The following is a 25,792-nucleotide window of genomic DNA, read 5'->3' as shown; positions in this document are numbered from 1 at the left end:
CGCAAAATGCGCCCCCCAGCAAATCCTAAGATTGCCGGAAGGCGCATTTCAAGACTTTGCCGGTTAGCAAAAACCAGCTAAAAATCAATTAATTAGCGTCAGATCAGACGATTACAAACCCAAAGCAGCAATACCTGCCTTGGCGATTTGCACATCTTCCGACGACTTCACGCCCGACACGCCGACTGCACCGACATATTGGCCGTCGACAACGATAGGCACGCCGCCTTCCAGCAGGCCATCGAGCTCAGGTGCGCACAGGAATGCGACACGGCCGTTGTTGATCATGTCTTCATAAATCTTGGTTTCGCGGCGACCCAGCGCGGCGGTCTTGGCCTTGGCCGGAGCGATATGCGAAGAAGCAGGTGCAGCGCCGTCCAGACGTTGCAACCACAGCAAATGACCGCCATCGTCGACGATGGAGATGACAACTGCCCAGTTATTCGCCTTGGCTTCAGCTTCAGCGCCGGCAGCGATTTTTTTCAGGTCGTCGAGGGTCAGGTACGGTTTCGTTTGCATGATGCTCCCAAATGTCTCAAGTAAAAAAGAATGCTGATTGTAAGGCGAGAATGCCCCGCTGGCACAAAATATGCAAAACCTCTCGCATCGCGCCCGAACTGAGGGCATCGTCCTACGCGTGTAAGGCATTGACTTTATTACAATTTTTGTAGGAAAACGCGAAATAACCTTTTGACATTGCCGATGAAATTGTTTACATTCCAGCAGTCATACCGATAGGGAAATGTCCTGATGACAACACGCAGCGCCGCAACAACCAACCGATATCGACGTCACCTCGCAAAAGCATGCGTGCTGGCTGCCGGTTTCTGGTTCTGCAGCACCGCCTGGAGCATCGAGCTCCCTATCCAGCAAATCCCGCAGATTCAGCAATCTCAGCAAGACCCTCTTCCCCCAGGCAAAGCGACCATCGCTCTCGCCAAACTGCACGACATCACCAACCGCGCTTCCGAACTGGCTGTCCAGGCATTAAGCATGCTCGGCATCAACTATCGTTACGGCGGCACTTCACCGGAAACCGGCCTGGATTGCAGCGGCCTGGTGCGTTATGTTTTCAAGGAAGCGCTGGGTACTGACTTGCCACGCACATCGGCTGAAATCAGCCGCGTCGGCGAAAAGGTCGACAAAGTCGACCTGCGTCCCGGTGACCTGGTGTTCTACAACACCCTGCGCCGCGGCTTTTCGCATGTCGGCATTTATCTGGGCGACAGCAAATTCATCCACTCGCCATCCGCAGGCGGCCAGGTGCGCATCGAAGACATGGATGTCGCCTACTGGAAAAAGCGCTTTAATGGTGCACGCCGCATCTCTGCCACCGCAGAAGATCAGCAATAAGCCTTGCATCAGAAGTCCAGGATTGTGAATCCTGTTGTCGTGACTCCGCTTCCGCCGGCGCCTTCTATCTTCTATCTAATTAGTAGTACCGGCCAACGCCGACTCAACATGCATTCTTGACATCTGGCGCTGCTTGATACGGCAGAAACATTCCCCCCCAGAAATCAGCCTCAGTTTCCGCCCTTGGCTTTCAACTTCGCCTTCAGTTCCGGCATGACTTTCATCGCCGCCTGCTCGCCTGCCAGGATCGCCAGATTGCGTCCCGCAAAGTCACTGCCCTTCATTGCACCCAAACCCGGCTGGATAACAATGTCTGCATCCTTCAATTCATAGTAATTAATACTCTGCCCCATGATGGCGAAGGTTTGCAGCATCACATCAACAGAGCTCGATGACGCCTGCACCTCCGGTTGCGCTGAGATATTCACTGCAATCACGAAGTCCGCGCCCATCTCGCGCGCAAAATGTACCGGCACCGGCGCCACCAATCCGCCGTCTACATAATAGTGATCGCCGATCTTGACCGACTGGAACACACCCGGCACGGCAGACGACGCGCGCACTGCAATGCCGGCGTTGCCTCGACGAAACAGAATCGGCTGGCCAGTCTTTAGATCCGTCGCCACCGCGCCGAAGGGAATCTTGAATTTCTCGATCGGCAGATTGTTGACGGAACGATTCACATACGTCTGCACGCCCTCGCCCTTCAACACACCGCTTACCTTGGAGAAAAACGGCACCGACCAATCGGAAATAGTTGCCTCATCCATATCCAGCGCCAGCTTTTGCAAAGCAAAGCCGTTATTGCCTGCCGCATACAAAGCACCGACCAGGCTACCGGCACTGGTCCCGACGACGATATCAGGCACGATGCCTTGCGACTCCAGTGCCTTGATCACGCCCACATGCGCAAACCCACGCGCAGCACCACCACCCAGCGCCAGCGCAATGCGCGGTTTTTGCGGGAGTTTGGTCGGTCCGGCAACCGGCGTCACCGGAGACGTCTCGACCGGAGCAGCAGACTTGGACGGCATGAGGCTGTTGCAAGCAGCCAGAAGAGAAAGGGACAGTACGGCGACGACGCGATGTAAAACTGACATGTTTTCGAGAGCAGAGAATCTCAGCCCGAACGGGCGCAGCCATTTTAGCCTAAACATTCCACTATCCCGGCGCTTGATTTGGAAACAATCATTTCCTATAATAGCCGACATGGCCTCTTCCTTGACGACTGCTAAAATCCCGACCATCGCGGTGCGCAGCCGCGGTCGCCCGCGCGAGTTCGATATCGATGCAGCGCTGGACAAAGCCATCATCGTCTTTACGGAAAAAGGCTACTACGGCACCTCTATCAATGACCTGAGCGCCGCTCTGGAGCTAACCGCCGGCAGCATCTACAAGGCCTTCAACGACAAAAGATCGGTCTTCATCGCCGCGCTTGAGCGCTACATCACCTTGCGCACCGAGCGCCTGCAACAAGCGTTGAAACCCGCCAACACCGGACGCGAACGCGTCCGCGCCTTGCTGGCGCTTTACGCCTCTTCCAGCTATGAAGCCGAAGGACGCCGCGGCTGCTTCATCGTCAGCAGCGCCGTCGAACTGTCCATCTCCGATCCTGACATCGCCGGACGTGTCGCACAGTCGCTCGACATCCACGAAAAACGTCTGACCCTTTTCATACGCCAGGGGCAAGAAGACGGCAGCATTTCCACCCACGTCGAGGCCGCAACAACAGCCCGGCTGCTGCTCTGTGTATTGCAAGGCATGCGCGTGATCGGAAAAACAGGCCGCAGCAAAAAGGAAATGAACAATCTCATCGACAGTGCCCTGAAAGTGCTCGATTAAAAATTTTTGCCAATTTAGGAAATGATTATTTCCTATTTAATGAAATCACACTCTCTCTCAACTCGTACCTAAGGATTTGCCATGCAAGCATTCTCCCCCACCACATTCTGGAATGACTTCCATCACGGCAGCGTCCATGTCAACGGCGTGCGGCTGCATTACGTCGAAGGCGGTAACGGCGCACCTGTTCTGCTCATTCCCGGCTGGCCACAAAGCTGGTACGCCTGGCGTCTGGTCATGCCTTTGCTGGCTGCCGGCGGACGTCGCGTCATCGCCATCGATCCGCGCGGCATGGGAGATTCCGACAAACCGGCGAGTGGCTACGATCTGAAAACTGTCGCTGCCGACCTGCATGCCTTTACCGATGCGCTCGGCTTACGCGCCCATGGCCCGCTCGATGTAGCCGGGCATGACATCGGCACCTGGATCGGCCACGCCTATGCCGCAGACTGGCCCGACGACATCCGCAGGCTGGCCCTGTTCGATGCCGCCCTACCCGGCATCACGCCGCCCGCACCGTCAGGAATTCCTTCGGCGGAAGCCAATAGCAGAACCTGGCATTTCGCCTTCAATCGCCTCGATGATCTGCCGGAGATTTTGCTGCAGGGACATGAGCGCGCCTTCCTCAGTTATCTGTTTCACACCAAGGCGGACAATCGCTGGGCCATTACGCCTGCCGATCTGGATGAATATGAGCGTGTCTTTAGCGCGCCCGGCGCCGTGCGCGCAGCCTTGTCGTATTACCGCGTCGCCTTCAGCCCGGAAGGCCTCGCACAAAGCCACAGCCGTGGCGAGCAAACGCTATCCATGCCCATCCTCGCCATGGGTGCTGAACATGGCGTAAAAGATATGCTGCTCAACACCTTGCGCACAATCGCCACCGACGTACGCGGCGGCATCCTGAAAGACTGCGGCCACTACATGCCGGAAGAAATGCAGGAAGCAGTGGCCGATGAATTGCTGCGTTTCTTCAGTGCCTGAAGTCGCTTCGAAGATTCGCCGGCGGCTTATTCGTTCCAGCCGCCGCCCAGCACCTTGTACAAGGTGATGCGATTGCTCTGCTCAGTCAGGCGCAAAGAAATCAGCGTCTGCTGCGCGCTGTACAGGGAGCGCTGCGACACCAGCGCAGAAAGATAGCTGTCGATGCCGTTGCGATAGCGCGCATCCGACAACCTGTAGCTCCTCTCGTTGGCGGCAGTGACTTTTTGTTGTGCATCCAGACGCTGGTCCAGCGTGCTGCGCTCGGCCAATGCATTCGCCACTTCTTCGAAAGCGGTTTGAATCGTTTTCTCATACGTTGCCACGTCGATATCGCGCGTGATCTTCGCCGCATCCAGGCTGGCCCGATTGCTGCCGGCATTGAAAATCGGCAGATTGATCGACGGTGAAAAACTCCACGATCCGCTACCTGCATTGAACAAGCCGCCCAGGCTGCGGCTGGCCGTGCCGCCACTTGCGGTCAAGCTGATACTCGGGAAGAATGCTGCACGCGCCGCACCGATGTCGGCGTGTGCGCCGATCAATGTGTGCTCCGCCGCCAAGACATCGGGACGGCGTAACAATACTTCCGACGGCAGTGCCGCCGGCGTCCCCAATAAAGTCGAAGCCGTGTCCGGCAGACGATCCGGCAAAAGGCGTGATTCAAGCGTCGCGCCCACCAGCAGATTCAACGCGTTGGTGTCTTGCGCTACCAGGCTGGTATAACGGCCAACGTCGGCACGCGCTGATTCCATACTGGCTTCCTGACTCGCCAGATCAACCCCTGAAGCGGTACCGATCTCGTGCGTGCGCTTGCCCAGTTCATAGGTGCGATTCAGACTCGTGAACGTGTCCTGCGCCAGCTGCAACAGCTCACGATCCGACGCCAGTGTCAGCCACGCCGTCGCCACTTCTGCGACAAGACTGATATGCGTGCTGCGGCGTGTCTCGACCTGATACTTGTAAGTCTCCAATGCGGCGTCGCTGAGATTTTTCAGCCTGCCGAAAAAATCCAGCTCGTAGGCACTCACCCCCAGCGTGGCGCTGTACTGCCGTGACGTAGTCGCATTGCCCGACGTTGACAGCGCAGCCGGCGTGCGGCTGGCGGTGCCCGTACCCGTAGCGCTGACCGCCGGATACCGATCGGCGTCGGTAATCCGGTACTGCGCGCGCGCCTTCTCGATATTGAGTGCGGCAACGCGCAAGTCACGATTGTTTTGCAGCGCCAGCGCAATCACCTCGCGCAAGCGTTCGTCGATAAAGAAGCTGCGCCAGCCGATGTCGTCGGCATTGACTGTGCTGCCTTGTGCACCGACCAGATTTTTTCCATCCACGGTCTGCGTCCAGTTGCCGGCGACCGGCGCTGCCGGTTGCTGATAGTGCGGCGCCAGATTGACGCAACCGCCCAGCAACATCGCTGCCAGCAATACCGACGTCCGCGCCAAGGTAGATGGGATGGATTGCCGCGATGCGGTCTTCTGATTCGTCTTGATGCGCATCACACGCCTTCCTTTCCATCCATAGTTGACTCTGCGCTTCTCTTCTTTTCAGCCTTGGCTTTGCGTTTGTCCATCAAGGTGCCGATCAGGTAGTAAAACAACGGCACGAAGAAGATCCCCAGTATCGTCGCCGACAGCATGCCACCCAGCACACCGGTACCGATAGCGCGACGGCTGGCGGAACCCGCGCCACTGGCAATCGCCAGCGGCAGTACACCGAACATGAACGCCAGCGACGTCATCAGGATCGGACGCAGACGCAACTGCACCGCTTCCAATGTGGCATCCCACAGGGACTTTCCGGATTCATGCAATTGCTTGGCAAATTCGACAATCAGAATCGCGTTCTTCGCCGACAAGCCTACCGTGGTCAGCAAACCGACCTGAAAGTACACGTCGTTGGACATGCCCAGCACACCCGTGAGCAATACCGTCCCGATAATCCCCAGCGGCACCGCCAGAATCACCGCGAACGGCACCGACCAGCTTTCATACAGTGCCGCCAGACACAAGAATACGAACAGAATGGAAATCGCATACAGCATCGGCGCCTGGTTGCCGGAAAGCCTCTCCTGATAGGACGAACCGGTCCATTCGTAGCCGACGCCCGCCGGCAGTTGCGCGGCTATGTTCTGTACTTCCGTCATGGCGTCACCCGAGCTCACACCCGCCGCCGGCTCGCCGACGATTTCAAATGACGACACGCCGTTGTAACGCTCCAGCAGCGACGGGCCGAAACTCCACTTGCTGGTCGTGAACGCCGTGAACGGCACCATCTGGCTGGCAGAATTGCGTACATACCATTTGTTCAGATCCTCGGTCTGCATGCGGAACTGCGCATCGCCCTGCACATACACTTTCTTCACGCGGCCGTTGTTGAGGAAGTCATTCACGTAGGTACCGCCCATCGCCGTCGCCATCGTGGCGTTGATGTCGCTGGTCGAAATACTGAGGGCATCCGCCTTGCGATCATCGATGCTGACCTTGAGCTGCGGCGTATCGTCCAGACCGGTCGTGCGTACATTGGCCAGACGCGGATTCTGCCGCGCCAGCTGCAGGAACTGGTCGCGCGCCTTGACCAATGCGTCATGACCGACACCGCCCACGTCCTTGATCTCAAAATCGAAACCGGCGCTCTGTCCCAGACCTCGCACTGCGGGCGGACTCATCAGGAACACGCGTGCACCGCGGATCTTGCCAAGATCGGCATTGGCCTGACGCACTAGTTCGGCGGCTGAATTGCCGGTACCGGTACGCTCGCTCCAATCCTTGAGTTTGATAAAGGCGCGTGCACCGTTCTGGCTATTGCCGCCGACGCCGGAGCCGACGATCGCCAGCACGGACTCCACCACGTCCGGTTTGTTAAGGAAGTAGTCTTGCAAGGTTGCCACGACCGCGCTGGTCTGCTCCATGGTCGCCCCGGTCGGCAGTTGAACCTGCGCCATCAACACACCCTGATCTTCTTCCGGCAGGAAGGAAGTCGGCAGGCGCGCAAACAACACGCCCATTGCAACCACCACCAGAGCATATGCCAGCAGGCCTCGCTTGCCGCGCGAGAGAAGACCACCGACGCCGGAACGATAACGTCCGGCGCTACGCTCAAAGGTACGATTGAACCAGGTGAAGAAACGTCCTTGCTTGGCGCCATGTGTGCCCGGTTCATGCGGCTTGAGCAGCGACGCGCACAAGGCTGGCGTCAGTGTCAGCGCCACCACCACCGACAAGCTCATGGCCGCGACGATGGTGATCGAGAACTGACGATAAATCACGCCGGTCGAACCGCCAAAGAAGGCCATCGGCACGAAAACGCCCGACAACACCAGCGCGATGCCGACCAGTGCGCCGGTAATTTCTTTCATCGATTTTCGCGTGGCTTCCTTGGCACTGAGTTTCTCTTCGCTCATCAAACGCTCGACGTTCTCTACCACCACGATGGCGTCATCCACCAGCAGGCCGATGGCAAGTACCATGCCGAACATGGTGAGCGTATTGATCGAATAGCCGAAGATCGCCAGCACGCCGAAGGTACCCAGCAGCACCACAGGAACGGTGATCGTCGGGATGAAGGTGGCGCGGATGTTTTGCAGGAACAGATACATGATCAGCACCACCAGCACAACCGCCTCAATCAGCGTCTTCACAACTTCTTCCAGCGACACGCGCACGAACGGCGTGGTGTCGTAGGCGATGCTGCTCTTGAGCTTCATCGACGCGGGAAAGTACGGCTCCAGTTCAGCCATCTTGGCCTGGACTGCTTTGGAAGTCGCCAGCGCATTGGCGCCGGTCGCCAGCTGAATAGCGAGCGCCGACGACGGCTTGCCATTTTGCTGCGACGATACCTGGTAGCTCTCGCCACCCAGTTCCACGCGCGCCACATCAGAGAGTTTCACCAGCGAGCCATCGCTGGATGACTTGACGATAATGTTGCGGAATTCGTCCGGCGTGGTCAGTTTGCTGCGCGCCGTGATGGTCGCATTGATCTGCTGGCCGGGCACGGCCGGCAAGGCGCCGATTTCACCGGCGGAGACTTCGGTGTTCTGCGCTTCCAATGCGCCGGTAATGTCCGACGGCATCAGTGCATATTTCTGCAACTTCGCCGGATCGAGCCAGATGCGCATCGCATAGTTGGTGCCGAAAGCGCTGACATCGCCCACGCCTTCCACGCGGCTGATCTGATCCGTCAGCGTGCTGCTGATGAAATCGCCGATGTCGGTCGCGCTCACACGCGGATCGCCCGATGTCAGCGAAATCACCATCAGGATATCGCTGGATGCTTTGGTGACCGTCACGCCATTGTTCTGCACGGCTTGCGGCAGACGCGCGGTCACTTGCTGCAGCTTGTTCTGCACCTGCATTTGTGCGACGTCGGGATTGGTGCCGGCAGTAAAGGTCAGCGTGACCTTGGCGCTACCGGCAGAGCTGGAGCTGGCCGACATGTATTGCAGATTGTCGAGGCCCTTCATCTGCTGTTCGATCACCTGCGTGACCGAGTCTTCCAGCGTCTTGGCGGAAGCGCCGGTATAGGTGGCGCTGATGTTGACTTTGGGCGGAGCGATATCTGGGTACTGCTCCAGCGAGAGATTGCTGATCGACAGCAATCCGCCCAGCATGATCACAATGGCGATGACCCACGCAAAGATGGGCCGGTCAATAAAGAAACGTGCCATGTGCGCCCCTTACTTCGCTGCCGCGGCTGCGGCAGGAGTCGTTGCTGCAGGAGTCGCTGCTACTGGAGCTGCAGGAGCCGGAGAAGCTGCCGCACCGCTCTTCGCCGCATTGAGCGTATCGCTCATGTCGATACCGCGCGGCACGTCACCGTTGCGCACCTTTTGCAAACCGTCGACGATCAGCTTGTCGCCTGCCTTGAGGCCTGCACTGATCCACCAGTTGTTGCCGATCGCGCGCTCCACGGTGAGGATGCGCTGCTCGACCTTGCCGCCTTCGCCCAGCACCAGCGCAGTAGCCGTGCCGGTGGCGTCGCGGCTGACGGCCTTCTGTGGCACCAGCATGGCATTGTCGCTGACGCCTTCTTCCAGCACGGCGCGCACATACGCACCCGGCAACAGAATGCCGTCCGGATTGGGCACGACTGCACGCAAGGTAATCATGCCGGTGCCGGTATCGACGCTGACGCCGTTGAACTCCAGCTTGCCCTGTTGCGCGTAGGTAGAGCCGTCTTCCAGCACGATCTTCACTGGCGCCGCGTTTTCTCCGTTCTTCCTGATCTTGCCGCTGGCAAGCTCCTTGCGCAGACGCAGCAGGTCAACGCTGGATTGCGTGACGTCGACATAAATAGGATCAAGCTGCTGCACTGTCGTCAGCGCTGTGGTCTGCTGCGCCACTACCAGCGCGCCGGGCGTCACGGTCGATTTTTCGATGCGGCCGGAAATCGGCGACATGATGCGCGTGTAATCAAGATTGATGGCGGCGCTCTTGACTGCGGCGCGCTGCACTTCGACGTCGGCCTGATTCTGGCGCAGCGTGCTCTGCACATCGTCGTTGTCCTGCTTGCTGACGGCGTCGATTTTATCCAGCTCGGCATAGCGTTGCGCTTTCAACTTCGATGAGTTGAGCGTCGCTTCGGCTTTCAGCAGCGATGCCTTGGCGCTGTCATAGGCGGCCTGATAACTTGCCGGATCGATCTGATACAAGGCCTGGCCTTGTTTGACAGTCGACCCTTCCTTGAACAGGCGTTTCTGGATGATGCCGCCGATCTGCGGACGGATATCCGCAGTCAGATAAGCAGTGGTGCGGCCCGGCAACTCGGTGGACAAGGCCTGACGCTGCGGTTGAACCACGATGTAGCCAACCTCTGGCGTGCCGGCCATCGGTTTGTCGGCCGTCTTGGAGCAAGCGGCCAGCGCCAGCATGATTGCTGTGCCACAGACTGCCAGGCGCAGCGGGCGCAAGAATAGAGAGCGTGGTACAGATAAAGCGATTTGTTTGTTTTCTGGATGCATCGGAGACTTTCAGCCCGTCTCCGCCTTATCAAGAAGGCATCGTCCGGGCGCAATGAGCTATCGGACTTGCCATCATAAAAATCAATTGTGGAGGAAATATGAGGAAATGGAGAATTGCAAAATATCGCCACCGACAGCCGTGAACTTGCTACCCTAGCAGCTTGTCCCGGCTAGCGACTTGCGTGCGCTACCCCACTTTTCATTGTGTTCAAGCTCATGTCCTCTACCGCCTCCGGCATCTATCAGCGCTTTTTCGCGCGGGCAAGTATTCGCCTCAAGTTGTTCTACGCCATGCTGGCGGTGATCGTGGTGATCATTCTGGCCATGGGCGGTACTGCACGCTACATTTTCAACCGTGACTTCCTCGGCTATCTGAACGAACAAAGCCAGGATCGCATGGAAGCCCTGATGCCGCGTATCGAAGAAGCCTATCGCGCCAACGGCAGTTGGGATTTCATCAGCAATAATCCGCGCGCGTGGTTTGACCTGTTGCGTCCCATCATCATCGATCACGACGATGCCATTACCATCACGGCCGCCCTGCCCAAGAATGCCGACACAAAACACATGCTGTCGCAGTCGGATCTGACCGGCGTGCCGATGCGGTTTTCCTTGCTCGATGCTCAGCGCAAACTGGTAATTGGTAATCCTTATATCGGTCCCGATGCGCGTATACGCCCGGTCATGCGCGACAGCGAAATCGTCGGCTGGGTCGCCCAGACGCCATTTCAGAATGTCATCGGCGCGGCCGACCTGCGCTTCCAGCAAAGCCAGCTTGTGGCGCATCTGCTAATCGGTCTGGTCGCGCTGATGCTGGTCGGCCTGATCGTCATGCGCATCTCCGGCGTACTACTCAAACCGCTGGTGCGAGTAGCGCAGGCCACGCACAAACTGGCCGGCGGCGACTACACCATCCGCGTCGCCGTCGATACCGAGGACGAAGTCAGCCGCCTCGCCGGCGATTTCAATCAGTTGGCGATGACGCTGGAGCGCAACGAAAAACTGCGCCGCGAGTTCATGGCCGATGTCTCGCATGAACTGCGCACCCCGTTGGGCATCCTCAACGGCCAGCTTGAAGCGGTGCAAGACGGCCTGCTGCACCCGGACGAATCCACTATCCGGTCGCTCAAGAGCGAGGTGACGCATCTGAACAAACTGGTCAACGACCTCTACGACTTGTCACTGGCAGACGCCGGCGCACTCACGTATCGCAAGACCGACATCGACCTTGCACTACTGTTGCGTACAACCATGCAAAGCTATGACGACATGTTCCGCAAGCGTGGTCTGAACCTCTACGCGAATGCATTCCCTGATGTCATGCCGGTACATGCGGACGCAGGACGCCTACAACAATTATTCAATAACCTGTTTGAAAACAGCCTGCGCTATACAGATGCACAATGCAACGCAGACAGCGACGCTAACAACGGCATTGGTCAGTTAGCAGTCAGCTGCCGGCGCGATCAGCAATACTGGATCGTGCAGCTCGACGACAGCGCACCGGGTGTTGATGCCGTCGCGCTGGAGCGGTTGTTCGAACGTTTCTACCGCGTCGAAGCGTCGCGCAATCGCGCCAGCGGCGGCGCCGGTCTTGGCCTCGCGATTTGCCGCCGCATCGTCGATGCGCATCAGGGCGGCATCCATGCCGAGGCATCGCCACTGGGCGGTTTGCGCGTGACGGTCAGGCTACCTGTCCATGAAGGCGGTACCTCGGAAGGGAGCCCGGCATGAGCACGCCCGCCTTTCAGTTCGAAGCCCCCAAGGCGGCCGATATCCTCATCGTGGAGGACGAACCCAAACTGGCGGAGCTGCTGCAAAAGTATCTTGCCGCCGCCGGCTATACTTCGCGGCACGTCGCGCACGGTGAGGACGCCGTGCCGCAGGTACAGGCGCAAAAGCCGGATCTAGTGCTGCTCGACATCATGCTGCCGGGCCGCGACGGCTGGCAAATCTGCCAGGAGTTGCGGCGGTTCAGCGATGTTCCGATTCTGATGCTCACGGCACGTGCAGAAGAGGAGGATCGTTTGCGCGGTCTGGAACTGGGCGCGGACGATTACATCAGCAAGACGCCGTTCAGCCCGCGTGAAATCGTGGCGCGCGTCAAAGCCATGCTGCGCCGCAGCCGCCGCGAACAGGAAGTCTCCATGGAAGGCAATAACGACGACGCATCTTCGTCATCTCCTCTGCAGATCGATGACGCACGCCATCAAGCCAGCATCAGCGGCGCGCCGGTCAGCCTGACGCCGCTGGAGTTTCGTCTGCTCAAAGCATTTGTGGCGGCACCGGGTCAGGTTTTTTCACGCGACCAGTTGCTCAACCATGTCCATGACGAATGCCGCTCCGTCACCGACCGCGCCATCGATACCCACATCAAGAATCTGCGCCGCAAACTCGAACCATTCTTCCCCGGCCATAATGCAATTCAGGCTATCTACGGCGTGGGCTACGTATTTGAGCTGCCATCCACGGATAAGCAGAGATAGAAGGCTCTCCGCACTCTCACGCTCTCACGCTCTCACGCTCTCACGCTCTCGCGTATCGTCACACAATCTTCTCTGTTGCAACTGCTACCTCATCCAGGATCAACCCCCGCAAGGTATCGCCGAAACCGCCGCGCATGCGGCTGCGCAACCTGCTGCTGGTTGTGACACGCGGTGCGGCACTCCATGAGATGCGCGCGCCGCAGGCGATCAGGGCTTGCACCATGGCGACGTCCTCGCCGCACTCAAGCCCGCTGAATCCTCCAGCCTGCCGGTAAGCCGCCGCCGACACGCCGAAGTTGGCGCCATGAATATGCCGATGCTGATCCTGATCAAGATAGGATGCGTCGAAACGGTGTCGCAATATTTCCGCCTGCGCGCCATGCTGTATCCAGTCGTCGACAGCCACGGTTCCACACACTGCATCGGCCTCCAGCGCAAGCTGCGCTGCCAGCCATGCATGCGACACCATACTGTCGGCATCGGTAAAGGCAAGCCACCGGGCTCCGGCTTCCAGCAATTGCAAAGCGCCGGCGGCGCGGGCCAGACCGACGTTGCGCGCTGCGATTTCGATCGAATCCATCCCCAGCGCTTTGGCGATACTGCCCGAGCTGTCGCTGCAGGCATCCAGCACCACCATCACCCGCACCTCTTCCATGGCAAGCGCCGGATGCAACGCCGCCACCTGTATCGACGCCAGACAAGCGCGCAGGTAGTCTTCTTCGTTGTGAACAGGGATAACGACGCCGATCATATTGACTCCAGGGGTGTGCTTTACGTTGTTCTAAATCAGCTCCGCCAGTTCGGCCAGCGATTGCTGTTCGCGGCTCCAGAGATCAAGCAGAAAGTCGGCGTCTTCATAGCGCGCTGCGTGATGCCAGTCCGGTACATTCGCAAAGCCTTGATGGATGTCTGCAGTCCGATGACGACGCTGCGCAAAGTCTCGCTTCCAATGACACAGCACGAGGACGCCGTCGGGCGCCAGCGAGGCATTGACCAAAGCCGGCAAAGTCCGCAGGGCGTCGTCATCGAGGTAGTAAGCGAATTCGCTGATGACGATCAGGTCGAATACATCGCCCGACTGTGAAGGCCATTGATGCGGCACCGCCATGCAGGCAAAACGCGCCACGCACTCCGTGCGGCGCGAACTACTCGCTCGCTGCCAGCGCTCGTGCGCAATATCGACTGCCGCCTGTGCGAAATCCCCCGCAAGAATGCGGTCACAGCGCCGGCCGAGATCCACCGTCAGCTCACCACTGCCGCAAGCCGGTTCAAAGGCATGGCGAAAACGGCCGCGCGGCAACATCGCCATGATCAGGCTGCGTTTGCGCTGCTCGTACCAGTTGCCGGCAATGCGCCAGGGATCGTCGCTGCGCTCATAGAGCGCGGCAAAATAATCGCGCGAAGCCGTGAATGCTGTCTGTGTGGTCTGTGTGGTCTGAGTCATCATGGTTGTCGGTGCCTGCATGTCCGCGCTCAGGTCTTTCAGACAAAGAAAACTTCAAACGGCCGGTGGAAATGCGCCAGCACCTCCGGCGGCAAAATCGCCGCGTTGCCGGTCGATTGGTCGGGCTCCAACTGGCTGCGATAACAGGCCAGCGCCGCTTTCTTGCGTTCCTGCATCGGTTCATCGAGTTCCAGCTTGCGCGCGCGTTGCCACGGAATCCCGGCATCATCGGGAGTGCGCCAGTGCCACATCCAGATTGGCATTTCGATGAGGCGGCAACCGAGTGCGCGCGCGGCTTCGCGGCATGCTTGTCCGACCGCTTCGTGATCGGGATGACCGTCGAACTGCCAGCTGGCAAACAAGGTATCTCCGGGCAACAGATAGGCGCCCAGCAAATCCTGCAACTTGGTGCGATGCCCGGCTACATCGCTATCGGGCAATTGTGCACGGATGATGGTGATGTCGCTGATACCGAGCAGCGACAGCGCCTGCGTCGTCTCCGCCGGACGGAGATGCGAGAGCAAGCCCGGGCTCAGCACTGAATCCTGGTGGTGACTTTTTTCACCGTCGGAAACCGCCACCAGCAAAATCGGATGGCCAAGCTGCGCCAGATGCATCAGCAAGCCTGCGCAGCCAAGCACCTCATCATCCGGATGTGGCGCGACGATCACAGCGCGCGAACCGGCGGCAATCAATGTCTCGGCGTGCACCGCAGGCACACGTGCAAGCCGTGGGTCGTCGCGCCATAGCGCCTCATCGGTCGATGCAGGCTGCAGCTCATCAACCTGCATCTGTTCAGGCCGGGTCTCTTCTATAGTTGCCATTCTTCTTCTCCATTTTCAGCTTCGCCATCGCGTTGCAAGAGTGAATGCGCCAGCGCTTCCAGGTCGCGATCCGCATGGCTCTGGCGTAAAAATACCGGCAAGTCCGCCATCATCCGTGCAGCCCAGGGATCACGGCATAACGGCGCCGCACCCAACGCACGCCCGAAGGCGTGCATGACCTGATTTGCGGCGTCTTCTGCCATCAGGCGTACCCGCATTGCCAGGCGATAGGCATCACTGGCCGGCGCTGTATCGATGTACTGCGCCGCGGCACGCAAGCTGGCCGCACAGGCACTGAGCGCAACATCGGCGCGCCCCAGTTGAGCCAGTGCGTGCGGATTACTCTGATCGGTCAAATGCTGCCGCAGATACAGGGCAAGTTGCGCGGCTGCGCCGTACCAGCACGCGGCGATGCCCGCGCCACCATGCCAGAAACCCGGCCGCCCGGTATAGAAATCTGCACCACCGACAGCCACGCCGCGCACGTTGTCGAACAGGACGTCCACGCTGGCGGTTTCCGCCATACCGACGGCGTGCCAGCCCTCGTTGGTTACGGTGATGCCTGACTGGTCGAGATCGACGGCGGCCAGACAAGGCCGCCCATCCCGGTTCCAGCCACTCACGACCGCGTGCGTAATGGTGTTGGCCCCCGAACACCAGGCTTTGACGCCATCGAGCACGACAGCGCCAGCCCCTTCCGCCGCGGGATGGTGAATATCCAGCCTGGCCTGCGGCGGCTCAGCGCACCACACGCCCCAGACACGCAAAGGCTGTTCGCTCTCCATCCCTGCTTCGGCAAGAATCGCCAGCGCATCGGTATGGGCTTCATACAACTTGGCCAGACTGAGATCGTGTGCGGCAACCGCAGCAAGTGCCCGCCAGCGCTGCAAGGTTTGTCCACCGCCGGGAAGGCTCAGCCGATCCAGTCCGGCATCTACCATGGCGCACAGAACCTGCCCGGCGCTATCTTGTCGACCGTCCTCCGACGAATCTGACCGGACAGGTAAGGCGGCGAGAAATTTTCGTATCGCAGAAACCGGATCTTTGATGGAAGAGGTCGTCATCTCACACCACCGGCGGGTCGGTTTCGCGGCCAAGTTCGCGCGGCCCCGCCAGGGCCTGAATGAACTGGGCGAGTGCCTCATCGAGCTGTCCGGAAGCGGCGTGGATCAGAGAAAAATCCGGATCACCGGTCGGCAATACCGCCGGTAACTCAGCCCGATCCAGCATCGTGGAACCTTCGTCGAGCACCATGATGGGCTTGCAATGACGATACTGATCCTTGATGAATTCGATAGCCAGCCCATGTCCACACAAGCTGATGGCAGAAGCATCGCCCGGCGGCACGATCAGTGCATCGTAGAGCGCTGACGGTGCGGCATCGATGGTGACGTCGGCTTGCCAGGTGGCTGCGCCCTTGCCTTTGACGGCTCCCAGCCTCGGTGCGACGACACGCGGCACCGCGCCATGTTCAAGCAAGACGTCATAGATTTTTCCCAAGACGACCGTATCGACGCCGTCGGCGGCCAGAATCGCCACCTTGCGCGTGGCAATACCGCTATCGCCAGGATAAGAGGTCAACGACAGTGCGGGCGACGGTGCATATTCTGGTGCCGGTGCACCGGCTATGACGGGCGCAGGAGCAGGCATGTCAAAGCCGAGTCCTGCGGCGACACCTTCCGCCAGGCCGTCGTCGACATTGGCCAGCAGGGACACCACGCGCTGGCGGATTGCCGGTGTCTGCACACGCGTCAGCTCAAAACGGAAAGCCTTGATGATGTGCATCTGTTCTGGAACAGACTGGCTGTTCCAGAACAGCTTTGCCTGCGAATAGTGATCCGCGAATTTCTCCGGCTTGATGCGCAATTTGTCGCCCTGCTCCGCTTGCGGAAAACTGCTGAAACCGGCCGCACCCGCCTGAAACGGACAGCCGCCCCCGAGTGAGTTGGGCTCATACGATACGCGTCCCCGATGCACCGCCTGGCGGTGCATGCCATCGCGCTGGTTATTGTGCACCGGAGCCAAGGGCGCGTTGATCGGCAGTTCGTGAAAATTGACACCGCCGAGGCGGCTGATCTGCGTATCCAGATACGAATGAATACGCCCTTGCAACAGCGGATCGTTGCTGAAATCGATACCCGGCACCACATGTGCCGTGCAAAACGCGACCTGCTCGGTTTCCGCGAAAAAATTGTCCGGGTTACGATCGAGAACCATCCTGCCAACCGGCGTCAGCGGCACCAGCTCTTCGGGTATCAGCTTGGTCGGATCGAGCACGTCGAAGTCAAAATTCGCGGCCTGTTCTTCCGTGAAGACTTGCAGGCTCAGCTCCCATTCCGGCGCATGGCCGGCTTCGATAGCTTCCCACAAATCACGCCGGTGATAGTCTGGATCCGCACCGCCGATTTTGACGGCCTCATCCCAGGCCAGCGAATGCGTACCCGCCAGCGGCGTCCAATGAAATTTGCAAAATACCGATTCCCCGGCGGCGTTCACCAGACGGAAAGTGTGCACGCCGAATCCTTGCATCATGCGGTAGCTGCGCGGGATCGCGCGGTCCGACATTTGCCATAGCAGCATGTGCGTCGACTCCGGCATCAGCGATACGAAATCCCAGAACGTATCGTGCGCGCTGGACGCCTGGGGCATGCCGAAATGCGGCTCCGGTTTGAGGGCATGCACCAGATCAGGAAACTTCATTGCATCCTGAATGAAGAATACCGGGATGTTATTGCCTACCAGATCCCAGTTACCCTCGTCGGTATAGAACTTGACGGCGAAGCCGCGCACGTCACGCACGGTATCGGCAGAGCCGGCGCCGCCTGCCACGGTAGAAAATCGCACAAATACCGGCGTGCGCTTGCCGGCTGCAGCAAAGGGTGCCGCACGCGTCAACTCGCTGAAGTCACCATACGATTCGAAATAGCCATGCGCCGCCGAACCGCGTGCATGCACGACGCGCTCCGGGATACGCTCATGGTCGAAGTGGGTGATTTTTTCGCGCAGGATGAAATCTTCCAGCGCAGTGGGCCCGCGTGCGCCGATCTTGAGGGAGTTCTGGTTGTCGGCAATGGGCACGCCCTGATTTGTCGTCAGCGCCTGCGCGCCGGAATCGACCCGCACCCGATCAAGATTGCCGGTGACCGCGTTTTCGCCCGGCTTGGGAACTCCAGCACCGACCTTCTCTGAGGAGACCGATTCGCTGACGCTGCCGGCGCTCACCAGCGGCGATACCGGTTTGGCAGTCACGCCGGCGGACGGTACTCCGACGTCTTCACGTGCCGCCGCAAACTCCTGCGGTTTGTTCCCGTTGTCGGCAATAGAGCCGGCCAGCGCCGCGGTGCCAGTTACCTTCTTGAGCAAATCGGCGGAAATACTTTTCTTGCCGGCGCCGGCGCCGACTACGGCAGCTCCCGACATCGTGCCCAGTACCGAGCCCGCACCTTCGTTTGTGGATTTCTTGCTTGCCATGATCGACATCCCTATAACGGTAAATGAGGCATCGGGCATGGCTGCAGCAGCATTGCAACAAGACGATGACCGGTACCAGAATCGAGGTAATACGAAGTACCTCGAGGCAGGTAGTACGCACGTCAAGAGACTGTTTGCACACCAACCGATCATCAGCGTAAAAGTAAACGATGCCAGGCGACATAAGCCGATGCCTTGTTTGGATGTCAGATTTGCTGAAGCCTCAGCAAGAAAAAAGAGCAGGGAAAAAGGAAGGGATGGAAAGGAAAAGAAAAAATGCCTGCGACGGCAGGCATTGGAGAACCACAGCACTTCGACACTACGGCCTACAACATCATGCAGCCTCACCGTGCGCATACTGCATCACTACTTCATGCACGAATTTCAGCTTCTCCAGTACCGGCGTCGACAAGGTAAAGGGGTAAGAATCGGGCATGCCGATGCTGCGATTGAGGCTGTTGAGCACGTAAGTCAGGGCAAACCATTCGGCGATGAGCTCGTCGAACGACGAGGCATCCACGGGAGAAGCATCAATGATCAGATTCTGCTCGTTGTGCTTTTTGGGACGCAATTGCACACCGCAGGAATAGGCGGTCTCCAGCGTATCGAACATGTGCAGGTAATGTGCCCAGGTTTCTGCCCAGTCTTCCCACGGATGGCTGCTGGCGTAGAGACTGACGAACTGCTGATTCCAGTTCAGTGGCGGGCCGTTGTCGTAGTGCCGTTGCAAACTGGCGCCGTAGTCGACAGTCTCGTCGCCGAACAGCGCGCGAAAAGCAACGATCCTGTCGGTGTTGGCAATCAGGCGGTCGAAATAATAATGCCCGCTCTCATGCCGGAAATGTCCGAGCAGTGTCCGATACGGTTCGGCCATCTGTTCGCGCATTTTTTCACGATAAGCGGGATCAGCCTCGGCAATGTTGATGGTGATGACGCCTTCGGCATGACCGGTCAGGACACGTTCACCGTGCGGCACATCTTGTAAAAACTCAAACGCCAGGCCGGTCAGGGTGTCTTCCGGCTTCGGCATCGGCTGCAGATGCAAAGTCCATAATGTGTGCAGCAGACGACGCTTTGCTACCTCGAGCCGCTTCCACAGGATACGGTTCTGCTGATCCTCCAGCGAGGGAATCACGGTAGTCAGGCGACACGATGCGCAAAGCGCGTTGTCGTCACGGTCGTCAATCATCCAGTTGCAAACATCATCCTGTGCATAGTTGCTGCACTGCCGGAAAACGCGATTCTGATTGACCGGATTGATACTGCGCCAGCGCGATACGGGACTTTCGACGCCGCTTACCTCGCCGCTGGGCTCGTTACCATTGCCGCTATGGCCTTCCTTATTGACGCCAGTATTGCCATCAACGGTATTGCCGTCGATGTTGTTAGCATTGGCGCCGGCATCGCCAGCAGCGGGTGCGTCGGCAGGTGTGAAGCTGCTGATGATCTGCAGCTCCGGCTGATAACCCAATAGCCAGCCGCAGTTTTCACAACGGGTGTTTTCAAAGAAAACCTGTTTTGCACAATTATCACAGTGGAACGTCTTCATGCTGCTTTCCGGTTATTTAAGACTGTTGTTCTGATCATCAAACTACGTCGTGATCTCATCGCGACACGTCGTCGCCCTACTACTGACTGCGGGATGACCAGCTTGTTCCGGAGGAGTTTCGGTGACCGCTTGTTGCAACGCTAGTGGCACATCCCTCGCCTCTGCAGCCGGGCTCCATCTGTCGCCCTTCACCCAAGGCACCATGCTGCGCCGACAGAAGAGTTCCTCTCAAGGCTGTTGCGTTTTCCGCTAGTCCTACGAAATATCCCGTCGTCGTCCTATGGTTCAGGATGAATCGCGCCGGTACATTTTCTGTGTCTTGACGATGCAGGCAACAAATCATTCACCAACATATCGCAAGACAAAAACTCAGATAGGGATTCGGAGACACCAACGCTAACGCCGGCCAAGGTTCATTCTCGGAGTTCAGACCATGCGAAAGCAGGTGGCTCAGGCAATCTCATCTCCTGAGTCCATTTTCTCTGCGTGGCGCCACTACCAGCCGGCAACGGCAAGTACCAATAACAGGAGATCATCATGATAAATCGTACTCTGCATGACCCGGACGTCGGGGCCATAGAGGCGAGCGGGTCCGCCTCTTCAGGCGTGTCCTGGGGAGCCATCCTCGCCGGCGCATTTGCCGCAGCGGCGTTGTCGTTCATTCTCGTCATCCTCGGCTTCGGCCTCGGGTTTTCATCCGTGTCGCCGTGGTCGGGTAGCGGACTCAGTGCCCAGACTATAGGCTATTCAACCATCGGTTGGATTACTTTTACGCAAATCGCGGCATCCGCCATTGGTGGCTACATCGCCGGACGGCTGCGCGTGAAGTGGGCTAACGTTCACACGGAAGAAGTGTATTTCCGCGATACAGCGCACGGCTTTCTGGCGTGGGCGGTGGCGTCGCTGGCTACTGCCGCCTTGTTGAGCAGCGCAGTCGGCAGCGTGCTGTCGGGCGGCGCCAAAGTCGCAGGCTCTGCAGGGGCAACAGTGGTAGCAACCGGCACCGTCGGCGCCGCTGCGATGGCGCCCGATGCCAACGCTGGCGACACCGCCGGCACAGCTGACATGTCGGGCTATTTCATCGACTCACTGTTCCGTCCTGCCACACCAGCTTCATCGGCTCCAGCCGCTTCAGCAGGCTTGGTCGGCGCACCAGCAGCTCCTGGTTCGGACGCTGCGCCCGGCATCGCGCCTTTGGCTGATGGCCGCGACAATTCCGTCACACCGGGCCAACGTGCCGAAGTGATGCGCATCTTCGCCAATGCATTGCGTACCGGCGCCCTGCCCGATGCTGATAAAACCTATCTCGCACAATTGGTGGCACGACGCACCGGGATGAGCCAGGCCGATGCTGAAAAGCGCGTAAGCGACAAGTTTGCGACGTATAAGCAAAACATCGACGACGCCGCAACAAAGGCAAAGTCAGCCGCCGACACGGCACGCAAGGCAGCGGCTTACGGCTCGCTATGGATGTTCGTTGCGCTCTTGTGCGGTGCATTTATCGCCAGCTTCACGGCGACTTACGGTGGCCGTCTGCGTGACCGTGTCGTGTTCACCGCAAGAGAACCGCGCGTCACCGATTCCAATGAACCTGTCACCATTTCCTAGGAGATCACCATGCCTGCCATTCTGCTGTGGTTGCTCGGCGTACCTATTCCCATCATCATTCTGATCGTGCTGTTGATGCATTAATCAAAACGCCCGACAGTATCGGGAACATCGACCCAAAAAGCCGCGCCGATTCTGGCGTGGCTTTTTTGCGTCCGTCATTCAAAGCAGGGGAATATGAGGCGGCCGGCAGCGTCACTTCGCCGGATCTGCGTCCTCTGTCTTACCTGACCTTCGCGGCGAGCTGACGATTGATGCTATCGAGGGTGAACGGCTTGGAAATCACGCTGAACCCATCTTTGATTGCCGCCTGAAGATCTTCCGCGTAACCGCTGATCAGAATGACCGGCAAGGCAGGAAAACGCAGATTGAGTTTCTTGGCCAGTTCAATCCCGGTGATACCGCCAGGCATATGGATGTCCGAGATAACCACATCGGGTTGCCGCTGCGACAGGAAATCCTCCGCATCGGCTGCGCCGGTGAGATGTGTCACGGCGTGCCCGGCGGTCTCAAGCAAGGTCACGATTCCATCCGCGACGTCCGTATTGTCTTCCACCAGCAAGATGCTTAATGGCTTGAGAGGCGGGGCTGCAGCCACCAGCGATCCCTCATCGCGTTCCGCCAACATCGCGCTCTCTGCTGCAGGAAGGTATATCGATACCTTGGTGCCTATACCGACAGCGCTTTCAATCTCGGCATAGCCGCCTGCAGCTTTGGCAAAATTTTCCACCTGCGACAGACCGAGGCCGGTACCCTTGCCTGCTTCCTTGGTCGTAAACAAGGGATCGAAAGCCTGCTTGCGCGTTTCTTCCGACATGCCGCCGCCCTGGTCGGTAATGGAGATACAGACGAAATAACCTTGTCGTGGCCCTGCACTGCGACGGAGAATATTCTCTGTCCGGAGCGTAATCGAACCATCAGGCGGACTGGCGTCACGCGCATTGAGCAGGATGTTGATCAGCGCCAGTTGCATTTCTACCGCATCGACGCAAACCGGCCAGGTTTCAGTATCGACGTCAACGTAGCAACGTGCAGCCCCGATGGGGTTGAACAGCAAGAGCTGCCATTCAGGAATCTTCATTTGCAGAGAAAAAATCTCTGGCTTCAGCGGTTGCCGCCTGCTGACACCCAATAGCTGACGCGTCAGTTGCTCGCCGCTTTTAATGGAGCGCTCGATGGCCTCGAGTTGCTTTTCCACCCCAGGGACACGTTTGAGCCGGATGATCTGAATGCCGGTGGTCACCACCATGAGACAGTTGTTAAAGTCGTGGGCAACGCGGCCAAGGAGCTTACCCAAGGCCTCAAACTTCTGTGATTCGCGCAGATCGGACTCGACCTTGTGACGCAAGGCCAGCTCGCGCCGCCAGTACTGCCACGCGATCTTCTGGTCTTTAACGCGACGTATGGCAAAAATGATGATGCCGCAAAGGATGCTGCCCGGCACCAGCAATAGGGTGCCTGCCAATACCATATACGAGAGCCAGGCACGCCAAATATGCGACAGCGATCTGGCCGACACGACATACACATCATGATTCGCCACGCGCCGATAGGAAATGATCTTGCGCTCGCCGTCCAGCGGCGAGATGCCCGTGGTCGTACCGGCCAAGGCATTGGCGCCGATGCCGCGCATGAGTGGCGAGGATGCCGATACATTCGGCACGTCGTTCACCATCTTTGGATAGCGGACCAGTATGGCGCCGTCTTCCCGTACCAGCGACAGAGACTGATGCATCTCACCCGGCAACATTTCCTGATAGAAGGAGAGAAAGTAACCGGGGTCCAGCGACACCAGAATCACACCGAGAAAGCTACCATTCTCCGCACGTCGCGCGACGCCGTCGGTGAACACTTGCCGCTGCATTTGACGACCGACCACCACGGAAGAAATTGACTCCTGCTTGCCTTGCTTGAGAGCGATGAAATATTCCCGATCCGCTACCGACAAAGGTGGAAAAGGATAATCGCGGCTATGCGCAAGCACATCGCCGTTCTTGCCGATGACGGCGACCGCGGTAATCTGCGGCAGGCCGGCAATCATCTGCCGCAACTTCAGATGGATCATGTGTTGCCTGGCGTGAATGTCATCGTCATTCATGCCGGCAAGCAAGTCGCCCACACGCCCGGTCAAAGAAGTATCCAGTTCAAAGACCTTGTCGGCATGTTCCTTCGCAACGACGGTAGCCCGCTCAGCGGCGAGGAAAGCCTGGGTATGCAGATCCCGCCACTGAACGATCCCGAGCACGAGCAGCAGCGCCAGCGATGTCAACACGCACAGGATGAGCAATGCCTGCAGCAGACGCCGCTGGATATCAAATCCGATACGCGGATGGCCTGGCCCACTACCTTCGATGGCGGCCCATTGGCTGTCGGTATTTGCGTGCTTGTCCATGTTCAATGTCGTCTTGCTCATTGCAAAAAATGCCGAAAATACAGTGATTGCGGGAAGCGAAACTCAGGTGATCATCTTGACGATGAATTCCCTGCCGCTCCATCTTGCCGGCAGTTGAGCGGCGTCTGACATATTGGCCATTGCGTCCACGTGACTCCACAAGATGGACGTCGCCGATCGCACATCACGGTCGGCGCCCTCGTGGGTGGAACACTGTCGCGGAAAGAAGTGACCTGCTATACCGGTATCAGCGCTGATGGCTGATACTGCAAAAGGCGCATGGCAAGCCATGTCTGCAAGTCTGCTGATAGATGCGTTCATCCTGTTTCCCCGGAGCAGGAATGCATGCGTAGGCATCCCGGCCTTTTTTGTTCGAGTTGTTGGAGTGTTTACCGACCCGCCTTCTCTGCAAAAGCGCACTTGCAGCGCTCTGGCAACAATCTTGCATGAATGACAGGTGTACCCGCAGTATCTCTAGGGCGGGACATGTTGGCGAGGCGGAGAAACACCCATTAACGTGTAGGACAACAGGAAGAGCGGCGGCAGGCGCGCAATGCAAAGGAAAAATAGCCACATTGAAAGGCCCGCCGGAGCGAGCTTTTTGACTGAAATCCAGAACCTGTCGTTGATCAAAGCCTGATTTCCAAACAGCAATCGGTCTACAAATATTCGAGATTGCCATCAACACTGATCGCCTGCCCCGAGATATTCCTTGCCGCCGGCGAAGACAAGAACAAGGCCATGGCAGCGACATCCTGCGTAGTCACCAGGCGCCGTAGCGAGATCTTTTTGACGTAGTCTTCGCGCATTGCGTCAAATGTCAGCCCGAGTGCTTCTGCCCGTGCTGCGATGACCTTATCCATGCGCTCGCCCTCGACGACGCCGGGGAGGATGGCATTGACACGAATGTTATCCGGGCCAAGTTCGATTGCCAGCGATTTCATCAGCCCGACGATAGCCCACTTGGTCGAGGCATAAGGTGTGCGGAATTGATATCCCAGACGGCCTGCGACGGACGAGATGGTAATGATGCTGGGATTGTCCGATGTTTGCTTCAGCAGCGGAACGGCGCGTCGAAGAAAGTAGAACTGGCTGTTCAGATTCGTCGTGATGGTCTTGTCCCATGCATCAGGGGTGATGTCTTCCACCGCGCCTGTCGGACCGGCAATGCCGGCGTTGTTGATCAGAAGATCGAGTCCGCCGAGTTTATCCCGCGCGTCCTGCATGACGGCGTCCACATCTTCCCACTTGCCGACGTCGGCGACGCCGGCGTGGATAGCGGGATTTTTCTTCTTCATTTCGTCGACGGCGGCGGGATTGATGTCGCACACGTAGACAACCGCACCGGTTTCAAGAAATGCCTCGGCAATGGCGGCGCCGATGCCGGTGGCTGCGCCGGAGATGAAGACGCGCAGTCCGGCATTTGGCGTTAAGAGATCAACTGTTTTCATAAAAATTCCGACATAAATTCCGATGTAAATTTGGACATATGCGCCACGCCATGCGAGGTCAACACAGACCGCTCAGACCGACGCGCTCAACATTAAAGCGTCAAACCACCGACGCCTCAGTCACTGCGCCCTTAATATAGCTTGCTTCATTACTCGCGAGGAAAACGTAAATAGCCGCGATCGCAATCAACACATCTCATCACTCAAGGCAATACGATCGAATTGCGCCCATACCACACCGTACGGACACCGCAATAGGCATCGCATTTGGACGGTGTTAAGATCATCTCAAGCAAAAAATAACAGTCAGGGGAGCATGAGAACGGCGCATTACATCGCGCTGCCATGCGTTGGGAAGCCATGTATTTCCGACAGGAAATATACGGAGATATGTTGGTGTCGGCTGAAGTTTTTTGACATGCTGAATACCACCCG

Annotated in this window: 19 protein-coding genes; 6 read left to right on the top strand and 13 right to left on the bottom strand. The window is 58.3% G+C overall.

Annotation, left to right across the window (positions count from 1 at the left end; all coding sequences use genetic code 11):
• Positions 1–111: 111 nt before the first annotated feature.
• Positions 112–519 (bottom strand): heme-binding protein, encoded by a 408-nt coding sequence (locus hmeg3_RS06515; RefSeq protein ID WP_094563024.1) that lies wholly within the window; start codon positions 517–519, stop codon positions 112–114.
• A gap of 231 nt (positions 520–750) precedes the next feature.
• Between hmeg3_RS06515 and hmeg3_RS06510 the strand changes: the two genes are divergently transcribed.
• On the top strand, positions 751–1,353 hold the full coding sequence (locus hmeg3_RS06510) for a C40 family peptidase (RefSeq protein WP_094563023.1): 603 nt from the start codon (positions 751–753) through the stop codon (positions 1,351–1,353).
• 170 nt (positions 1,354–1,523) lie between these two features.
• On the opposite strand, the gene hmeg3_RS06505 is transcribed toward hmeg3_RS06510, so the two are convergent.
• Positions 1,524–2,387 carry a patatin-like phospholipase family protein gene (locus tag hmeg3_RS06505; RefSeq protein ID WP_198361851.1) on the bottom strand — a complete coding sequence of 288 codons (864 nt, stop codon included), beginning with the start codon at positions 2,385–2,387 and terminating at the stop codon, positions 1,524–1,526.
• Between the two features lie 187 nt (positions 2,388–2,574).
• Between hmeg3_RS06505 and hmeg3_RS06500 the strand changes: the two genes are divergently transcribed.
• Positions 2,575–3,195 carry a TetR/AcrR family transcriptional regulator gene (locus hmeg3_RS06500; protein ID WP_369828860.1) on the top strand — a complete coding sequence of 207 codons (621 nt, stop codon included), beginning with the start codon at positions 2,575–2,577 and terminating at the stop codon, positions 3,193–3,195.
• Between the two features lie 81 nt (positions 3,196–3,276).
• A complete protein-coding gene (locus hmeg3_RS06495; RefSeq protein ID WP_094563020.1) occupies positions 3,277–4,176 on the top strand; it encodes an alpha/beta fold hydrolase in 900 nt (299 codons plus the stop codon).
• 26 nt (positions 4,177–4,202) lie between these two features.
• Here the strand turns inward: hmeg3_RS06495 and hmeg3_RS06490 are convergent, their stop codons facing one another.
• The 3 genes from hmeg3_RS06490 to hmeg3_RS06480 are packed head-to-tail and all read right to left on the bottom strand — an operon-like array spanning position 4,203 to position 10,132.
• Complete coding sequence (locus tag hmeg3_RS06490; RefSeq protein WP_094563019.1) at positions 4,203–5,672, bottom strand: efflux transporter outer membrane subunit; 1,470 nt, start codon at positions 5,670–5,672, stop codon at positions 4,203–4,205.
• A complete protein-coding gene (locus hmeg3_RS06485) occupies positions 5,672–8,839 on the bottom strand; it encodes an efflux RND transporter permease subunit (protein WP_094563018.1) in 3,168 nt (1,055 codons plus the stop codon). Before hmeg3_RS06485 ends, hmeg3_RS06490 begins: the two co-directional genes overlap by 1 nt.
• Before the next feature lie 9 nt (positions 8,840–8,848).
• Complete coding sequence (locus hmeg3_RS06480; RefSeq protein ID WP_094563017.1) at positions 8,849–10,132, bottom strand: efflux RND transporter periplasmic adaptor subunit; 1,284 nt, start codon at positions 10,130–10,132, stop codon at positions 8,849–8,851.
• Positions 10,133–10,348: 216 nt separating this feature from the next.
• Between hmeg3_RS06480 and hmeg3_RS06475 the strand changes: the two genes are divergently transcribed.
• Positions 10,349–11,866 (top strand): ATP-binding protein, encoded by a 1,518-nt coding sequence (locus hmeg3_RS06475; RefSeq protein ID WP_094563016.1) that lies wholly within the window; start codon positions 10,349–10,351, stop codon positions 11,864–11,866.
• Complete coding sequence (locus hmeg3_RS06470; protein ID WP_094563015.1) at positions 11,863–12,618, top strand: response regulator; 756 nt, start codon at positions 11,863–11,865, stop codon at positions 12,616–12,618. Before hmeg3_RS06475 ends, hmeg3_RS06470 begins: the two co-directional genes overlap by 4 nt.
• A gap of 58 nt (positions 12,619–12,676) precedes the next feature.
• Here the strand turns inward: hmeg3_RS06470 and hmeg3_RS06465 are convergent, their stop codons facing one another.
• From hmeg3_RS06465 to hmeg3_RS06440, 6 genes are all read right to left on the bottom strand, one after another.
• The gene (locus hmeg3_RS06465) at positions 12,677–13,369 is read right to left on the bottom strand and encodes a glycosyltransferase family 2 protein (RefSeq protein ID WP_094563014.1); all 693 of its coding nucleotides are present in this window, start codon (positions 13,367–13,369) and stop codon (positions 12,677–12,679) included.
• Between the two features lie 30 nt (positions 13,370–13,399).
• Positions 13,400–14,065: an SAM-dependent methyltransferase gene (locus hmeg3_RS06460; protein WP_157739218.1), complete on the bottom strand. Its 666-nt coding sequence runs from the start codon at positions 14,063–14,065 to the stop codon at positions 13,400–13,402.
• Between the two features lie 35 nt (positions 14,066–14,100).
• Positions 14,101–14,886 carry a PIG-L deacetylase family protein gene (locus hmeg3_RS06455; protein WP_094563012.1) on the bottom strand — a complete coding sequence of 262 codons (786 nt, stop codon included), beginning with the start codon at positions 14,884–14,886 and terminating at the stop codon, positions 14,101–14,103.
• Positions 14,874–15,950 carry an acyl-CoA dehydrogenase gene (locus hmeg3_RS06450; RefSeq protein ID WP_094563011.1) on the bottom strand — a complete coding sequence of 359 codons (1,077 nt, stop codon included), beginning with the start codon at positions 15,948–15,950 and terminating at the stop codon, positions 14,874–14,876. The genes hmeg3_RS06455 and hmeg3_RS06450 overlap by 13 nt, the downstream gene beginning before the upstream one ends.
• A 1-nt stretch (position 15,951) precedes the next feature.
• A complete protein-coding gene (locus tag hmeg3_RS06445; RefSeq protein WP_094566172.1) occupies positions 15,952–18,357 on the bottom strand; it encodes a catalase in 2,406 nt (801 codons plus the stop codon).
• Positions 18,358–18,691: 334 nt separating this feature from the next.
• Entirely contained in the window at positions 18,692–19,906 is a 1,215-nt protein-coding gene (locus tag hmeg3_RS06440; RefSeq protein WP_094563010.1) for a putative zinc-binding metallopeptidase, read from the bottom strand.
• Between the two features lie 537 nt (positions 19,907–20,443).
• Here hmeg3_RS06440 and hmeg3_RS06435 point away from each other — a divergent pair.
• Positions 20,444–21,514, top strand: a complete 1,071-nt coding sequence (locus tag hmeg3_RS06435; RefSeq protein ID WP_198361798.1) for a hypothetical protein — start codon at positions 20,444–20,446, stop codon at positions 21,512–21,514.
• A 223-nt stretch (positions 21,515–21,737) separates the two neighbouring features.
• On the opposite strand, the gene hmeg3_RS06430 is transcribed toward hmeg3_RS06435, so the two are convergent.
• Together hmeg3_RS06430 and hmeg3_RS06420 are read right to left on the bottom strand one after the other, a co-directional pair.
• Positions 21,738–23,906, bottom strand: coding sequence for a hybrid sensor histidine kinase/response regulator (locus hmeg3_RS06430; RefSeq protein ID WP_198361797.1), 2,169 nt, complete (start codon positions 23,904–23,906; stop codon positions 21,738–21,740).
• A gap of 659 nt (positions 23,907–24,565) precedes the next feature.
• Positions 24,566–25,357, bottom strand: coding sequence for an SDR family oxidoreductase (locus hmeg3_RS06420; protein ID WP_094563007.1), 792 nt, complete (start codon positions 25,355–25,357; stop codon positions 24,566–24,568).
• Positions 25,358–25,792: the final 435 nt, after the last annotated feature.

Source organism: Herbaspirillum sp. meg3 (genome assembly GCF_002257565.1).
Taxonomy (GTDB): Bacteria; Pseudomonadota; Gammaproteobacteria; order Burkholderiales; family Burkholderiaceae_D; genus Herbaspirillum.
Note: the sequence above shows the minus strand (reverse complement) of the source record. Positions and strands in the feature narration are given on the sequence as shown.

Coding starts and splice junctions, on each gene's coding strand:
- hmeg3_RS06445 (WP_094566172.1), bottom strand. CDS start 18,357: ATGGCAAGCAAGAAATCCACAAACGAAGGTGCGGGCTCGGTACTGGGC.
- hmeg3_RS06485 (WP_094563018.1), bottom strand. CDS start 8,839: ATGGCACGTTTCTTTATTGACCGGCCCATCTTTGCGTGGGTCATCGCC.
- hmeg3_RS06515 (WP_094563024.1), bottom strand. CDS start 519: ATGCAAACGAAACCGTACCTGACCCTCGACGACCTGAAAAAAATCGCT.
- hmeg3_RS06510 (WP_094563023.1), top strand. CDS start 751: ATGACAACACGCAGCGCCGCAACAACCAACCGATATCGACGTCACCTC.
- hmeg3_RS06480 (WP_094563017.1), bottom strand. CDS start 10,132: ATGCATCCAGAAAACAAACAAATCGCTTTATCTGTACCACGCTCTCTA.
- hmeg3_RS06475 (WP_094563016.1), top strand. CDS start 10,349: ATGTCCTCTACCGCCTCCGGCATCTATCAGCGCTTTTTCGCGCGGGCA.
- hmeg3_RS06460 (WP_157739218.1), bottom strand. CDS start 14,065: ATGATGACTCAGACCACACAGACCACACAGACAGCATTCACGGCTTCG.
- hmeg3_RS06455 (WP_094563012.1), bottom strand. CDS start 14,886: ATGGCAACTATAGAAGAGACCCGGCCTGAACAGATGCAGGTTGATGAG.
- hmeg3_RS06440 (WP_094563010.1), bottom strand. CDS start 19,906: ATGAAGACGTTCCACTGTGATAATTGTGCAAAACAGGTTTTCTTTGAA.
- hmeg3_RS06430 (WP_198361797.1), bottom strand. CDS start 23,906: ATGGACAAGCACGCAAATACCGACAGCCAATGGGCCGCCATCGAAGGT.
- hmeg3_RS06495 (WP_094563020.1), top strand. CDS start 3,277: ATGCAAGCATTCTCCCCCACCACATTCTGGAATGACTTCCATCACGGC.
- hmeg3_RS06490 (WP_094563019.1), bottom strand. CDS start 5,672: ATGCGCATCAAGACGAATCAGAAGACCGCATCGCGGCAATCCATCCCA.
- hmeg3_RS06420 (WP_094563007.1), bottom strand. CDS start 25,357: ATGAAAACAGTTGATCTCTTAACGCCAAATGCCGGACTGCGCGTCTTC.
- hmeg3_RS06470 (WP_094563015.1), top strand. CDS start 11,863: ATGAGCACGCCCGCCTTTCAGTTCGAAGCCCCCAAGGCGGCCGATATC.
- hmeg3_RS06465 (WP_094563014.1), bottom strand. CDS start 13,369: ATGATCGGCGTCGTTATCCCTGTTCACAACGAAGAAGACTACCTGCGC.
- hmeg3_RS06435 (WP_198361798.1), top strand. CDS start 20,444: ATGATAAATCGTACTCTGCATGACCCGGACGTCGGGGCCATAGAGGCG.
- hmeg3_RS06450 (WP_094563011.1), bottom strand. CDS start 15,950: ATGACGACCTCTTCCATCAAAGATCCGGTTTCTGCGATACGAAAATTT.
- hmeg3_RS06505 (WP_198361851.1), bottom strand. CDS start 2,387: ATGCCGTCCAAGTCTGCTGCTCCGGTCGAGACGTCTCCGGTGACGCCG.